This window comes from Tissierella praeacuta DSM 18095, from assembly GCF_900128955.1.
In the GTDB taxonomy this organism is placed as follows: Bacteria; Bacillota; Clostridia; order Tissierellales; family Tissierellaceae; genus Tissierella; species Tissierella praeacuta.
The window spans coordinates 1-14877 of sequence record NZ_FQTY01000030.1 but is presented as its reverse complement, the minus strand read 5'-3'; the positions used below and the strand labels follow the sequence as shown (position 1 = coordinate 14877).

Annotated in this window: 14 protein-coding genes and 1 other annotated feature; all 14 genes read left to right on the top strand. The window is 34.0% G+C overall.

Annotation, left to right across the window (positions count from 1 at the left end):
- Nucleotides 1-94, top strand: a 94-nt coding sequence (locus BUB33_RS15390; RefSeq protein ID WP_143154916.1) for an EF-Tu C-terminal domain-related protein, incomplete at its 5' end; no start/stop codon positions are given.
- Nucleotides 95-331: 237 nt separating this feature from the next.
- Nucleotides 332-481, top strand: coding sequence for a 50S ribosomal protein L33 (gene rpmG, locus BUB33_RS15385; RefSeq protein WP_072978085.1), 150 nt, complete (start codon nucleotides 332-334; stop codon nucleotides 479-481).
- Between the two features lie 28 nt (nucleotides 482-509).
- Nucleotides 510-722, top strand: a complete 213-nt coding sequence (gene secE / locus BUB33_RS15380; protein WP_072978083.1) for a preprotein translocase subunit SecE — start codon at nucleotides 510-512, stop codon at nucleotides 720-722.
- Between the two features lie 38 nt (nucleotides 723-760).
- On the top strand, nucleotides 761-1306 hold the full coding sequence (gene nusG, locus BUB33_RS15375; RefSeq protein WP_072978081.1) for a transcription termination/antitermination protein NusG: 546 nt from the start codon (nucleotides 761-763) through the stop codon (nucleotides 1304-1306).
- Between the two features lie 92 nt (nucleotides 1307-1398).
- Nucleotides 1399-1824 carry a 50S ribosomal protein L11 gene (gene rplK, locus BUB33_RS15370; protein ID WP_072978079.1) on the top strand — a complete coding sequence of 142 codons (426 nt, stop codon included), beginning with the start codon at nucleotides 1399-1401 and terminating at the stop codon, nucleotides 1822-1824.
- 55 nt (nucleotides 1825-1879) lie between these two features.
- Nucleotides 1880-2578 (top strand): 50S ribosomal protein L1, encoded by a 699-nt coding sequence (gene rplA, locus BUB33_RS15365; protein ID WP_072978076.1) that lies wholly within the window; start codon nucleotides 1880-1882, stop codon nucleotides 2576-2578.
- A gap of 37 nt (nucleotides 2579-2615) precedes the next feature.
- Nucleotides 2616-2750: a sequence feature (ribosomal protein L10 leader region), on the top strand.
- A 17-nt stretch (nucleotides 2751-2767) separates the two neighbouring features.
- The gene (rplJ, locus tag BUB33_RS15360; RefSeq protein ID WP_072978074.1) at nucleotides 2768-3295 is read left to right on the top strand and encodes a 50S ribosomal protein L10; all 528 of its coding nucleotides are present in this window, start codon (nucleotides 2768-2770) and stop codon (nucleotides 3293-3295) included.
- 30 nt (nucleotides 3296-3325) lie between these two features.
- Nucleotides 3326-3709 carry a 50S ribosomal protein L7/L12 gene (gene rplL, locus BUB33_RS15355; RefSeq protein WP_072978072.1) on the top strand — a complete coding sequence of 128 codons (384 nt, stop codon included), beginning with the start codon at nucleotides 3326-3328 and terminating at the stop codon, nucleotides 3707-3709.
- Nucleotides 3710-3957: 248 nt separating this feature from the next.
- Nucleotides 3958-7701 (top strand): DNA-directed RNA polymerase subunit beta, encoded by a 3744-nt coding sequence (gene rpoB / locus BUB33_RS15350; protein WP_072978070.1) that lies wholly within the window; start codon nucleotides 3958-3960, stop codon nucleotides 7699-7701.
- A gap of 33 nt (nucleotides 7702-7734) precedes the next feature.
- A complete protein-coding gene (gene rpoC / locus BUB33_RS15345) occupies nucleotides 7735-11262 on the top strand; it encodes a DNA-directed RNA polymerase subunit beta' (protein ID WP_072978068.1) in 3528 nt (1175 codons plus the stop codon).
- A gap of 110 nt (nucleotides 11263-11372) precedes the next feature.
- Entirely contained in the window at nucleotides 11373-11615 is a 243-nt protein-coding gene (locus tag BUB33_RS15340; protein WP_072978066.1) for a ribosomal L7Ae/L30e/S12e/Gadd45 family protein, read from the top strand.
- Between the two features lie 28 nt (nucleotides 11616-11643).
- Nucleotides 11644-12066, top strand: a complete 423-nt coding sequence (rpsL, locus tag BUB33_RS15335; protein WP_072978064.1) for a 30S ribosomal protein S12 — start codon at nucleotides 11644-11646, stop codon at nucleotides 12064-12066.
- A 116-nt stretch (nucleotides 12067-12182) separates the two neighbouring features.
- Nucleotides 12183-12653 (top strand): 30S ribosomal protein S7, encoded by a 471-nt coding sequence (rpsG, locus tag BUB33_RS15330; protein WP_072978062.1) that lies wholly within the window; start codon nucleotides 12183-12185, stop codon nucleotides 12651-12653.
- Nucleotides 12654-12710: 57 nt separating this feature from the next.
- Entirely contained in the window at nucleotides 12711-14780 is a 2070-nt protein-coding gene (gene fusA / locus BUB33_RS15325) for an elongation factor G (protein WP_072978060.1), read from the top strand.
- Nucleotides 14781-14877: the final 97 nt, after the last annotated feature.

The window sequence follows — 14877 nt, the reverse complement described above, 5'->3', positions numbered from 1 at the left end:
CACACCAATAGCAATGGAAGAAGGACTAAGATTTGCTATACGTGAAGGTGGAAGAACAGTAGGAGCAGGAGTTGTAACTAAAGTTCTTGAATAATAATAAAAGGCTAGGTCTTTTGGCCTAGTCTTTTTTCTGGATGAAACTGGAATAATAATTAATTAAATAGGAATAATGATATAAATAACAGATAATTTTGTAATTAGAAGGAATACTTTTTTATTGACATAAATTTTATTTTGTGATAGTTTATATTAGTAACATTGTTAATAGTGGGGCGATGTACCCGAAAACGATAGTTTAATATATATATGATTTTTGTAGGAGGTGTTTTAAGTGAGAGATAGGATCACATTAGCTTGCACAGAGTGTAAACAAAGAAATTACAATTCATCTAAGAATAAAAAGAACAATACAGAAAGAATAGAATTAAAAAAATATTGTAAATTCTGCAAAACTCATACTACTCATAAAGAAACGAAATAATATTATAACAAGTAAGGATGTGAGTGTTATGACGGCACCAACTGGTACAAATGGTACAAAAAAGGCAAAGATGTCCACATATTTCAGGGGTGTTAAGGCCGAAATGAAGAAAGTAATTTGGCCTGGTAAAAAAGAGCTAATAAACTATACTGGAGTAGTTATAATGATTAGTGCAATTATAGCTATTGTTGTTTGGGTATTAGACTTATTGATACATGGTGTTTTACGATTTATTATTTAGTACAAGAGGGAGGGAGGAACCTAAAGGTTCCCAATTGTATGACGGATAGAAGTAGAGAAGAAAGGGCTATGGATGCAAGATGGTATGTAGTCCATACTTATTCAGGTCATGAAAACAAGGTTAAGGCTAATCTTGAGAAAATGGTTGAGAATAGAGGAATGCGAGATGATATATTTGAAGTAGCAGTGCCTACTGAAGAATATATGGATAATAAGGGCGGGAAAAAGAAACTTAAAGAAAGAAAACTTTTCCCTGGATATGTTCTTGTGAAAATGATTATTAATGATGAATCATGGTATCTAGTTAGAAACACAAGAGGAGTTACAGGATTTGTAGGACCAGGTTCTAAACCAGTTCCATTAACAGATGCGGAAGTTAAAGCATTAGGTGTACAAGAGACCATTTTACCAGATATAGATTTGAAGGTAAACGATGCAGTAAAAGTATGCTCAGGACCATTTGAAAACTTTATGGGTACTGTGGATAGTTTGAATATGGAAAAGAGAAAAGTTAAGGTTTTTGTTTCCATGTTTGGAAGAGAAACTCTTGTAGAATTGGATTTTGACCAAGTAGAAAAGTTATAGTTTTTTAAAGCAAATTGCTTTTTAAATATATATAATTAAGTGGGAGGGTTTATCCCGCCAAACCACAAAGGATACAAGGAGGTGGAAGTTTTATGGCAAAAAAAGTCATGGCTTTAGTTAAGTTACAAATACCAGCTGGAAAGGCTACTCCAGCACCACCTGTAGGAACTGCATTAGGACCTCATGGAGTAAATATTATGCAATTTACAAAAGAGTTTAATGCAAAAACTGCAGATCAAGCAGGAATGATAATACCAGTTGTTCTTACAGTTTATCAAGACAGATCCTTTTCTTTCATTACAAAAACACCGCCAGCAGCAGTGTTGATTAAAAAGGCTGTAGGCATTGAATCAGGTTCAGCTGAGCCAAACAAGAAAAAAGTTGCTAAGATTTCTCAAGCTAAGGTTAGAGAAATTGCTGAAATAAAGATGCAAGACTTAAATGCTGCTTCAGTTGAAGCTGCAATGAGTATGGTAGCAGGAACTGCAAGAAGTATGGGAATTACAGTAGAAGAATAATATTTTAGGAAATTAGTGGGAGGAAATTCCGTTATAACCACAAGGAGGTAAAGTTATGCCAAAAAGAGGTAAGAATTATCAAGAAAGTTTAAAAATAGTAGATAGAGCAACATTTTATGATGTATCTGAGGCTATTGAATTAGTACAAAAAACAGCGAAGGCTAAATTTGATGAGACTATAGATTTATCAGTTAGACTTGGCGTTGATCCAAGACATGCTGATCAACAAGTAAGAGGTGCAGTAGTGTTACCACATGGTACAGGAAAAACTAAAACTGTACTTGTTATTGCTAAAGGTGATAAAGTTAAAGAAGCTGAAGAAGCTGGAGCAGAATATGTAGGTGGAGAAGAATTAGTTGCTAGAATTCAAAATGAAGGATGGCTAGATTTTGATGTAGTAGTTGCAACTCCAGATATGATGGGAGTTGTAGGTAGAATAGGTAGAATTCTTGGACCAAAAGGATTAATGCCAAATCCAAAATCTGGAACTGTAACTTTTGAAGTTGCAAAGGCGATTAATGAGATTAAGGCTGGTAAAGTTGAATATAGAGTTGATAAAGCAAGTATTATAAATGTACCTATTGGAAAGATATCTTTTGGAACAGAAAAAATAAAGGAAAACTTTGATGCAGTTATGGATGCTATAATTAAGGCAAAACCAGCTGCTTCAAAAGGTAGATACTTAAAATCTGTTGCTATATCTAGTACAATGGGTCCTGGAATAAAAATAAATGGACAAAAATTAATGGACTAATAGTTGACAAAATTTATTATTACTGATACAATCTTGTTGTTAATTAAATAGATTGCCGTAGACAGTAGGTACCTTAAGGTTTAATTTCCTACCGAGGTTGAGATTAATCTAATTTATAAAATTGAAATTAGGATCTCTCTGTGTCTACGGAGGGATCTTTATTTATTCGTCCTATGGGAGGTGAAGTCAGTGAGGGAACAAACCCTTCAGGCTAAGAGTCAAAATGTAGAAGAAATAAAAGAAAAAATTAGTAGGGCACAATCCGTTGTAGTTGTTGATTATAGAGGGCTTAATGTTGAACAATTAACTGAATTGAGAAGTAGATACAGAAAAGCAGGTGTTGAATATAAAGTTTATAAAAATACTATGATGAGATTTGCTTTTAAAGATTCTGGATTAGAAGAATTTAATGAATTCTTAAAAGGACCAAATGCTGTTGCTTTTGGATATGATGATCCAGTTCAAGTAGCTAAGATTACATCTGATTTTGCAAAGGAAAATGATAAGCTAGAAATAAAGGCTGGTATTGTAGATGGTAAAATTATTGATGTAAATGGTGTTAAGGATTTAGCTAACTTACCACCAAGAGAAGTACTTGTTGCTCAAGCCCTTGGTGGATTAAATGCACCAATTCAAGGATTTGCAAATGTACTTCAAGGTACAATTAGAGGTCTTGCAGTAGTTCTTAATGCTATTGCTGAAAAACAAGGAGCTTAAAAACAAAATTATTGTGGAGGGATATATTAAATGGCAAGTGAAAAAGTATTAAATTTAATTGAAGAGGTTAAAAATTTAACTGTATTAGAATTATCAGAATTAGTTAAAGCTTTAGAAGAAGAATTTGGAGTAAGTGCAGCTGCACCAATGGCAGTAGCAGCAGCTCCAGTAGCAGGAGGAGCAGCTCCAGCAGCAGAAGAAAAATCAGAATTTGATGTTGTATTAACATCAGCAGGAAACGAAAAAATTAAAGTTATAAAAGTAGTTAGAGAATTAACAGGATTAGGATTAAAAGAAGCTAAAGAATTAGTAGATAATGCTCCAAAAGCAATTAAAGAAGGTGCTTCTAAAGAAGAAGCAGATGATTTCAAAGCTAAATTAGAAGAAGCTGGAGCACAAGTAGAAGTAAAATAATTATTGATAAATCTAAAAAGGCTTTCGATATATTGAAAGCCTTTTTAAATTCTCAAAATACATACAAAATAACTTGACATAGGAAATACATTATGGTAACATAATTAAATGCATAATAGGGAAAAATATTGTCTATTGTATAATTTTTCAAATATATGACAATATTATAATATATTTGTTTTGGAAAAGTTTTACCAAAAGTATTAAATGCTTTTGGATATTTTAGTTTAATAAGGGGTGAATTGTTGATGGTACATCCTGTAACCTACGGAAAGCGTGTTAGGATGAGTTATTCACGCATTGATGAAGTGCTAGACTTACCTGACTTAATTGAGGTGCAAAAGTCCTCTTACGAATGGTTTTTAAAGGAGGGTCTTAGAGAAGTTTTTGAAGATATTTCTCCCATTCAAGACTATACTGGTAATCTGATATTAGAGTTTGTTGATTACCATATTGGACAAAATATTAAATATGATGAAGATGAAGCAAGAGAAAGAGATGCTAATTATTCAGCACCACTAAAGGTAAAGGTCAGACTCATTAATAAGGAAACTGGTGAGGTAAAAGAGCAAGAAGTTTTTATGGGTGATTTGCCTTTAATGACTGATAAAGGTACATTTATTATTAATGGAGCTGAAAGAGTAGTTGTTAGCCAATTAGTTAGGTCTCCAGGTGTTTACTTTGTAGAAGAGATTGATAAAACTGGAAAGAGATTATATTCTTCTACACTAATACCAAATAGAGGGGCTTGGTTAGAGTACGAATCAGATTCTAATGATATTGTATATGTTAGGGTTGATAGGACAAGAAAGGTGCCTATTACTACTTTGCTCAGAATTTTAAACATTCAAAGTAATTCAGAAATTGTTGAACTACTTGGTGAAAGTGAGCAGATATTGAATACATTAGAAAAAGATAATACTACTAATGAAGAAGAAGCATTAATCGAAATATATAAGAGACTAAGACCTGGAGAACCACCTACAGTAGATAGTGCTAGGACTCTTATTACTAACTTATTTTTTGATCCTAAAAGATATGATTTAGCTAAGGTGGGAAGATATAAATTTAATAAGAAACTAGCTCTATATAATAGGATATATGGTAAAAGGGCAGCCAATGATATATATAATTTAGAAACTGGTGAGATATTAGTACCTAAGGGTGAAAAAATCACTAGAGATCAAGCTATAGAAGTTGAAAATAGTGGTATAAATATGGTAGACGTATTATTGGAAGATGGAAGAACAGCAAGGGTTTTAGGAAATAACTTTGTTGATTCCAAGGTGTTCGACTTACCATTTTCACTAGATGAATTGGGGATTAAAGAAAAAGTATATTATCCTTTAATGAAGGAATTAGTTGATACCTATGATGATATGGAAGAGCTAAAATCAGCTATAAGTGAAAGGGTAAAGGAATTATCTCCAAAGAATATTACTGTAGATGATATTATTGCATCTATAAATTATGAATTAAATTTATTCGACGGAATTGGAAGTACAGATGATATTGATCATTTAGGAAATAGGAGACTTAGATCTGTTGGTGAGTTATTACAAAATCAATTTAGAATAGGTTTATCTCGTATGGAGAGAGTAGTTAGGGAAAGAATGACCATACAAGATATTGATGTTGTAACACCTCAAGATTTAATAAATATAAGACCAGTGGTTGCTTCAATTAAAGAATTTTTTGGTAGCAGCCAGTTATCTCAATTCATGGATCAGACAAATCCGCTGGCAGAATTAACGCATAAGAGAAGAATGTCTGCATTAGGACCTGGAGGGCTTAGCCGTGATAGAGCAGGCTTTGAAGTAAGGGACGTTCATAATTCACATTATGGTAGGATGTGTCCAATTGAAACGCCAGAAGGACCTAATATAGGGCTTATAACATCACTTACTACTTATGCAAGAATCAATGAATATGGTTTTATTGAGTCGCCTTATAGAAAAATAAAAAAGGGAACTGGTAAAGTCACAGGAGAAATTCATTATTTAACTGCTGATGTGGAAGATGAATTTATTATTGCCCAGTCAAATGAAAAACTAACAGAAGATGGAGAAATTCAAAATAAAAGAGTTATAGCAAGAGGTAAGAGTGGAGTTATAGACATATTTCCAACTGAGGAAGTTGATTACATGGATGTATCCCCTAAGCAACTTGTTTCCGTTGGTACTGCAATGATTCCATTCTTAGAAAATGATGACGCTAACAGAGCCCTAATGGGTGCAAACATGCAGAGGCAGGCAGTTCCGCTTTTAAAAACAGAAGCACCAATTATTGGAACGGGAATTGAGTACAAAGCTGCTAAGGATTCTGGAACTGTAGTTTTATCTAATCATTCTGGTATTGTAGAAAAAGTAAGTTCTGCTGAAATAGTTGTAAGAAAAGATGAAGATAATAAATTAGAAAGATATAAACTATTGAAGTTTAAGCGTTCTAATCAAGGAACTACTATAAATCAAAGACCTATTGTAGCAAAGGGCGAAAGAGTTGAAAAGGGTCAGGTTATAGCAGATGGACCAAGTACAAATCTAGGAGAGATTGCATTAGGTAAAAATATTCTAATAGCTTTCATGACCTGGGAAGGTTATAACTATGAGGATGCTATTTTAATCAATGAAAGATTAGTAATGGAAGACGTTTTAACTTCAGTTCATATAGAAGAATATGAATCAGAAGCTAGAGATACGAAATTAGGACCAGAAGAAATAACTAGAGATATTCCCAACGTTGGAGATGATATGTTAAAGGATTTAGATGAAAGAGGAATTATCAGAATAGGTGCTGAAGTAAAATCTGGAGACATATTAGTTGGAAAGGTAACTCCTAAAGGAGAAACAGAATTAACTGCTGAAGAAAGATTGCTTAGAGCTATATTTGGTGAAAAAGCTAGAGAGGTTAGAGATACATCTCTTAGAGTTCCTCATGGTGAAGCTGGCATTATAGTAGATGTTAAAATTTTCTCTAGGGAAAATGGAGATGAATTACCTCCAGGAGTTAACCAAATGATAAGAGTATATATAGCTACCAAGAGAAAGATAAATGTTGGAGATAAAATGTGTGGTCGTCACGGAAATAAAGGGGTAGTTTCTAGGATAATGCCTGAGGAAGATATGCCTTATTTACCAGATGGTACACCAGTTGAAATAGTATTGAATCCTCTTGGAGTACCTTCACGTATGAATTTAGGGCAAGTATTGGAGGTTCACTTAGGACTTGCTGCTAAAAAATTAGGTTGGCATGTTGCTACACCAGTATTTGATGGAGCTAATGAAGAAGATATTATTCAAGCTTTAAGGGATGCAGGGTATCCAGAAAATGGTAAGATTTATCTTAGAGATGGAAGGACAGGAGAGAACTTTAATAGTCCCGTAACTGTAGGATATATGTATATGTTGAAACTCCATCACCTTGTTGATGACAAGATTCATGCTAGATCAACGGGTCCATACTCTTTAGTTACTCAACAGCCCTTGGGAGGAAAAGCTCAATTTGGTGGGCAAAGATTTGGAGAGATGGAAGTTTGGGCCCTTGAAGCATATGGAGCTGCTCATACACTACAGGAAATATTAACTGTTAAATCAGATGACATTGTAGGTAGAGTTAAAACTTATGAGGCAGTAGTTAAGGGAGAAAATATTCCTGAACCTGGTATTCCAGAATCCTTTAAAGTATTAATAAAAGAACTTCAAAGTTTATCATTAGATATGAAAATTATATCGGAAGATAAAACTGAAATAGAAATTCAAGAATCAGTTGATGACGAATTATCAGATTTAGAAACTATAAGTGAAGAACTAGCAGGAGAAAAGGTATTTTCTGATGATGAAGATGAAGAAAAAGATGAAAGTAAAATCATAGATAAGATAAGCGGAGCTATACCGACGGGGTTCATTTTAGAAGAAGATGATGAAGATATGAATATTAATATTGACTTTGAAGAAGATGACTATGATGAAGAAGAAGATTATGATGATTTTTAATTTAATTTTATTATAGAAAGGAGAGAACGCTCCTTGTTTGAATTTAATACATTTGATTCAATTAAAATTGGGCTGGCTTCACCAGAAAAAATCAGACAATGGTCTAAAGGAGAAGTAAAGAAACCTGAAACAATAAATTATAGAACATTAAAACCTGAAAAAGAAGGTTTGTTTTGTGAAAAAATATTTGGACCTACAAAGGACTGGGAGTGCCATTGTGGGAAATATAAGAGAGTAAGATATAAAGGCGTAGTATGTGATAGATGTGGGGTTGAAGTTACAAAATCTAAGGTTCGTAGAGAGCGATTAGGACATATTGAGTTAGCTGCCCCAGTATCTCATATATGGTATTTTAAAGGTATCCCAAGTAGAATGGGACTTTTATTAGATATGTCACCAAGGTCATTAGAAAAAGTTTTATATTTTGCGTCCTATGTTGTTATAGATGGAGGAGATACTTCTCTTTATGAAAAACAACTTTTAACGGAAACAGAATATAGAGAGGCCTATGACAAATATCATAATAAATTTAAAGCTATGATGGGGGCAGAAGCAATAAAAGCATTACTGGAAAAAATTGACTTAGATAAAGAGTCAAATGAATTAAGGCAACAGTTAAAAGATGCCTCAGGTCAAAAAAAGGTAAGAATAACAAGAAGACTAGAAGTTGTAGAAGCATTTAGAAAATCGGGCAATAGACCTGAATGGATGATATTAGATGTTATTCCAGTAATACCACCAGACCTTAGACCCATGGTACAATTAGATGGTGGAAGATTTGCAACATCGGATTTAAATGATTTGTATAGAAGAGTTATTAATAGAAACAATAGACTTAAAAGGCTATTAGATTTAGGTGCACCAGATATTATTGTTAGAAATGAAAAGAGAATGCTTCAAGAGGCAGTAGATGCTCTTATAGATAATGGAAGACGTGGAAGACCTGTAACGGGACCAGGGAATAGACCTTTAAAATCTTTGTCAGATATGCTTAAAGGTAAGCAAGGAAGATTTAGACAAAACTTACTTGGTAAAAGGGTAGATTATTCAGGACGTTCAGTAATCGTAGTTGGACCAGAACTTAAATTTTACCAATGTGGAATACCAAAGAAAATGGCTCTTGAGTTATTTAAACCTTTTGTAATGAAAAAATTAGTAGAAGAAGGTCATGCTCATAATATAAAGTCTGCTAAAAGAATGGTTGAAAGAGTAAAACCACAAGTATGGGATGTACTAGATGCTGTAATAAAAGATCATCCAGTACTTCTAAATAGAGCTCCCACACTTCATAGATTAGGAATACAAGCATTTGAACCTGTTTTAGTTGAAGGGAAAGCTATTAAATTACATCCATTAGTATGTACAGCTTATAATGCTGACTTTGATGGGGATCAAATGGCTGTTCACGTACCTTTATCTACAGAAGCACAAGCAGAAGCGAGACTTTTAATGTTATCTACAAATAACATTCTTGCACCAAAGGATGGGAAACCTATTACTACTCCAACTCAGGATATGGTTTTAGGAGCTTATTATTTATCTCTTGAATCTCCTGGTGAACCTGGAGAAGGTATGATATTTAAGGATTTTGATGAAATGCTACATGCTTACTATAATGGTTCTGTAGGATTACATGCCAAAGTAAAGGTTAGAATGAGATTAGACGAAAATGATAAAGGTCATTTAGTTGAATCTACAGTTGGAAGATTTATATTAAATGAACATTTACCTCAAGATTTAGGATTTGTAGACAGAACTAAAGATAAATATTCATTAGAAGTTGATATGGTTGTAAATAAAAAGACATTAGGAAATATTATAGAGAAATGCTTTAGGAAACATGGAAATGCAGTTACTGCAACAGTATTAGACCATATTAAGGAAACAGGGTTCCACTATTCAACAATAGGAGCTATATCTATTTCCATGGGTGATATATTTGTTCCGGAATCAAAACCTGAACTTTTAGCAAAAGCTCAAGAACAAGTTGATAAATTTGAAAGATCTTATCGTAGAGGACTTATATCAGATGATGAAAGATATGAAAAGGTAATTGAAATTTGGAATAAAACTACTGATGATTTAACTGATATATTGATGGATGGATTAGATCCAATGAACAATATTTATATCATGTCTTTATCTGGTGCTAGAGGTAGTGTAAACCAAATTAGACAGTTAGCAGGCATGAGGGGACTTATGGCATCTGCTTCTGGTAGGACTATAGAAATTCCTATTAAGTCAAACTTTAGAGAAGGACTTAGTGTATTGGAATTCTTCGTTTCTACTCACGGTTCTAGGAAAGGATTAGCAGATACGGCTCTTAGAACTGCAGACTCAGGATATTTAACTAGAAGACTGGTTGACGTAAGTCAAGATGTTATAGTTAGAGAAGTGGACTGTGGAACAGATGAATACCTATTGATTAAACCTTTTAAGGATGGAAGAGAAGTAATTGAAGAATTACATGATAGAATTGATGGAAGATATGCTTTTGAAGATATAGTAAATCCTGAAACAGGAGAAATAATAGTTAAAGAAAATGAAATGATTTCAGGTAGCCAGGCAGAATTAATTCAAAAAGTTGGAATAACAGAAGTGAAAGTACGCTCTGTATTGGGATGTAAGGCCAAACATGGAGTTTGTGCTCATTGCTACGGTAGAAACCTAGCTACAGGAGATGAGGTAAATATTGGTGAGGCAGTTGGAATCATTGCAGCCCAGTCAATAGGGGAACCGGGTACACAGCTTACAATGCGTACATTCCATACAGGGGGAGTCGCAGGAGCAGATATTACTCAAGGTTTGCCTAGAGTTGAAGAGTTATTTGAGGCAAGAAAACCAAAGGGTCTTGCAGTGATTACTGAAAACTCTGGGGTAGTTAGTATAGAAGAGAGTAAGAGGAAAAAAGAAGTTATAGTTACCTCATCAAATGGGGAGTCTATGAGTTATAATATAGTCTATGGAGCCAGATTGAAGGTAAGACCTGGAGATATAGTTGAAGCAGGGGATGAATTAACTGATGGTTCAGTAAATCCTCATGATATACTCAAGATTAAGGGAGTACAAGGTGTTCAAAATTATTTAGTTAAAGAAGTTCAGAGGGTTTATAGATTACAAGGTGTAGATATTAATGATAAACATATTGAAATAATTGTAAAACAAATGTTATCTAAGGTAAAAGTAGAAGATGCAGGAGATACAGATATGTTACCTGGTTCTTTAGTTAGTTCACATGAATTTGAAGAAAATAATAGAAAAGCTATAGAAGAAGGACTAGAACCAGCAGTAGGAAGAAAAACTTTACTGGGAATTACAAAGGCTTCCCTAGCCACTGATTCATTTTTATCAGCAGCTTCATTCCAAGAAACAACTAGGGTTTTAACTCAAGCTGCAATTGAAGGTAAGGAAGATTTCCTTTTAGGGCTTAAGGAAAATGTTATCATCGGAAAACTTATTCCAGCGGGAACAGGAATGAGAAGATATAGGAACATTGAAATTGCAGGAGATGAAAATATTCAAATTTTAGAAGAATTAAATGTTGACAGTGAAAATAACTGATGATAGAATGTATTAGTGTGTAAACTTAGAAAATACTCTGGATGACATAAAGATTATGTGGATTTTAATCCACATAATCTTTAAAGTGTTTAAAGGAGGGGGAAGATTTTATGCTATCAAAACTTAACGCTAACAATAAAATTGTTGGTGCCAAACAGGTAAAAAGAGCTTTGAATTCCCAAGAAATTGAAGCGGTTTTTATAGCGAAGGATGCAGAAAATAAGATTACAGACGAGATCAAAGAGATTTGCATCGACAAACATATTCAAGTTATTTATGTAGATAATATGAAAAAGTTAGGAGATGCTTGTGGCATTGATGTTAATGCAGCAACTGCTGCGTTAGTAAAATAATATACAAAAAATAGAAGGAGGTGCCTTGATGCCAACCATTAACCAATTAATTAAAAAAGGCAGAGATAAAGTAGTTTACAAATCAAAATCTCCTGCTTTAGGAGTGAATCTAAACACATTAAAAAAGAAGGAAACTGAAGTTAATTCACCTCAAAAAAGAGGGGTATGTGTTGCTGTTAGAACAGTTACACCTAAGAAACCTAACTCAGCTTTAAGAAAGGTTGCAAGGGTAAGACTTACTAATGGTGAAGAAGTTGCAGCATATATTCCAGGAATTGGACATAATTTACAAGAACATAGTGTTGTTTTAATAAGAGGTGGAAGAGTTAAAGACCTTCCAGGTGTTAGATACCATATTGTTAGAGGTACCTTGGATGCTTCTGGCGTTGACAAAAGAATGCAAAGCAGATCTAAGTATGGAGCTAAGAAGCCAAAGGCTAACAAGAAATAATAATGCTTAAAATGCAGGATTGATATCCGTTTATATATATGCATTTTGGCGCGGTACGGCAATATAATTGTCGAGTACCAATGAATCAACTCTATATAGTTAAGGAGGGAAGTAAAGTGCCAAGAAAAGGACATGTACCAAAAAGAGAAGTTATGCCAGATCCAATTTATAATGATGTGGTAGTAACTAAACTAATTAATGGAATTATGCTAGATGGTAAGAAAGGAATTGCTCAAAACATAGTTTATGGAGCTTTTGATTATATTCAAGAAAAAACTAATGAAGATGCATTAGAAGTATTTTATAAAGCTATGAACAATATTATGCCTGTACTTGAAGTAAAGGCAAGACGTATTGGTGGAGCAACTTATCAAGTGCCGATAGAAGTAAGAACAGATAGAAGAGAAACTCTTGGTCTTAGATGGTTAGTAGACTATTCAAGAAAAAGAGGAGAAAAAACTATGGTTGAAAAATTAGCAAAAGAAATCTTAGACGCTTCAAATGGTATGGGAGCAAGCGTTAAGAAAAGAGAAGATACTCACAAGATGGCTGAAGCTAATAAAGCTTTCGCACATTACAGATGGTAATATATCGTTTTTATTGTGTGGAGGGGGACTAAGAATCAAGAAGAAGGAGGAAAAATTGTGCCAAGACAAATTTCATTGGAAAAAACTAGAAACATCGGCATAATGGCTCATATTGATGCAGGAAAAACAACCACCACAGAGAGAATTTTGTTTTACACTGGTAAGATACACAAAGTAGGAGAAACCCATGAGGGCGGTGCCCAAATGGATTGGATGGAGCAAGAACAAGAGAGAGGAATAACTATTACTTCCGCTGCAACTACATGTATGTGGAGAGAACATAGAATTAACGTTATTGATACACCAGGACACGTGGATTTTACTGTAGAAGTAGAAAGATCATTACGTATCCTTGATGGTGCAGTAGCTTTATTCTGTGCTAAAGGTGGAGTTGAGCCTCAATCTGAAACTGTATGGAGGCAAGCAGATAAATATCATGTACCTAGATTAGCATTTGTTAACAAGATGGATATTTTTGGAGCAGACTTCTTTAGGGCAGTAGGAATGATTAAAGATAGACTTAAAGCCAATCCAGTACCTATACAATTACCAATTGGAAAAGAAGATAGCTTTCTAGGAGTAGTTGATTTAGTTAATATGAATGCTAGAATTTATCATGATGATTTAGGTGAAAAGTATGAAATAACTGAAATACCATCTGATATGTTAGATTTAGCCAAAGAATATAGGGAAAATTTACTTGAGAGTATAGCTGAACATGATGAAGAATTAATGATGAAGTATTTAGAAGGTGAAGAAATAACTACTGAAGAACTTATGAAAGGTATTAGAACTGCAACTAATAAAGTTGCTATAACACCTGTTTTATGTGGTTCTTCCTATAGAAATAGAGGAGTTCAGCCTTTATTGGATGCTATAATTGACTATTTACCTTCTCCATTAGACATACCACCAGTTAAAGGTATGGGACTAAACTCAGATGAAGAAGAAGAAAGATTAGCATCAGATAAAGAGCCATTTTCAGCATTGGCGTTTAAAATAGTATCAGATCCTTTTATAGGAAAACTTGCTTATTTTAGGGTTTACTCAGGTAGCCTTAAATCAGGTAGCTATGTACAAAATACTAGCAAAGGCAAGAGAGAAAGAATAGGTAGAATACTACTTATGCATGCTAACAAAAGGGAAGAAGTTGATGAAGTATTTGCAGGCGATATAGCAGCAGCTGTAGGATTAAAAGATACTTCTACAGGTGATACTTTGTCTGATGACTCAAATCCAATAATTTTAGAAACTATGGAATTCCCAGAACCGGTTATTCACGTAGCTATAGAACCAAAAACAAAAGCATCTCAAGATAAAATGGCTACTGCCTTAGCTAAACTAGCTGAGGAGGATCCAACATTTAAGACTTATACTGATGAAGAAACAGGTCAAACAATAATTGCAGGTATGGGTGAACTTCACCTAGAGATAATTGTTGATAGACTTCTTAGGGAATTCAAGGTTGAGGCAAATGTAGGTAGTCCACAGGTAGCATATAAAGAATCTATTCAAGCTCCTGCAGAAGCAGAAGGAAAATATGTAAGACAATCCGGTGGTCGTGGACAATACGGTCACGTAAAATTAAAAGTAGAACCACAAGAACCAGGTGCTGGCTATGAATTTGTAAATGCTATAGTAGGTGGAGTAATTCCTAAGGAATACATCGGTGCTATAGATAATGGAATTCAAGAAGCTTTAGAATCAGGTGTTATCGGTGGTTATCCAGTGTTAGATATAAAAGTTACTCTTTATGATGGATCATACCATGATGTAGACTCTTCAGAAATGGCATTTAAGATAGCAGGATCTATGGGTGTTAGGGAAGCTATTTCAAAGGCTAAACCTACATTACTTGAACCAATGATGAAGGTAGAAGTAATAGTTCCAGAAGAGTACATGGGTGATGTTATAGGAGATATAAACTCTAGAAGAGGTAGAATAGAAGGAATGGAATTAAGAAGTGGTGCTCAAGTAATTAGAGGTTTTGTGCCACTATCAGAAATGTTTGGTTATGCAACTGACCTTCGTTCTAACACTCAAGGTAGAGGAGTATATTCTATGCAATTTGATCACTATGAATCAGTGCCAAATAGTATTGCAGAAAAAATTACAGGTAAGAAATAATCTATAATTAAGGAGGAAAATTGAAATGGCAAAAGCAAAATTTGAAAGAACTAAACCCCACGTAAACATAGGGACCATAGGACACGTAGACCATGGA

Excerpts from the sequence above, each read along its gene's own strand:
- rplL (WP_072978072.1), top strand. The coding sequence starts at position 3,326 with ATGGCAAGTGAAAAAGTATTAAATTTAATTGAAGAGGTTAAAAATTTA.
- rpsL (WP_072978064.1), top strand. The coding sequence starts at position 11,644 with ATGCCAACCATTAACCAATTAATTAAAAAAGGCAGAGATAAAGTAGTT.
- rpoB (WP_072978070.1), top strand. The coding sequence starts at position 3,958 with ATGGTACATCCTGTAACCTACGGAAAGCGTGTTAGGATGAGTTATTCA.
- secE (WP_072978083.1), top strand. The coding sequence starts at position 510 with ATGACGGCACCAACTGGTACAAATGGTACAAAAAAGGCAAAGATGTCC.
- nusG (WP_072978081.1), top strand. The coding sequence starts at position 761 with ATGACGGATAGAAGTAGAGAAGAAAGGGCTATGGATGCAAGATGGTAT.
- BUB33_RS15340 (WP_072978066.1), top strand. The coding sequence starts at position 11,373 with ATGCTATCAAAACTTAACGCTAACAATAAAATTGTTGGTGCCAAACAG.
- rplA (WP_072978076.1), top strand. The coding sequence starts at position 1,880 with ATGCCAAAAAGAGGTAAGAATTATCAAGAAAGTTTAAAAATAGTAGAT.
- rplK (WP_072978079.1), top strand. The coding sequence starts at position 1,399 with ATGGCAAAAAAAGTCATGGCTTTAGTTAAGTTACAAATACCAGCTGGA.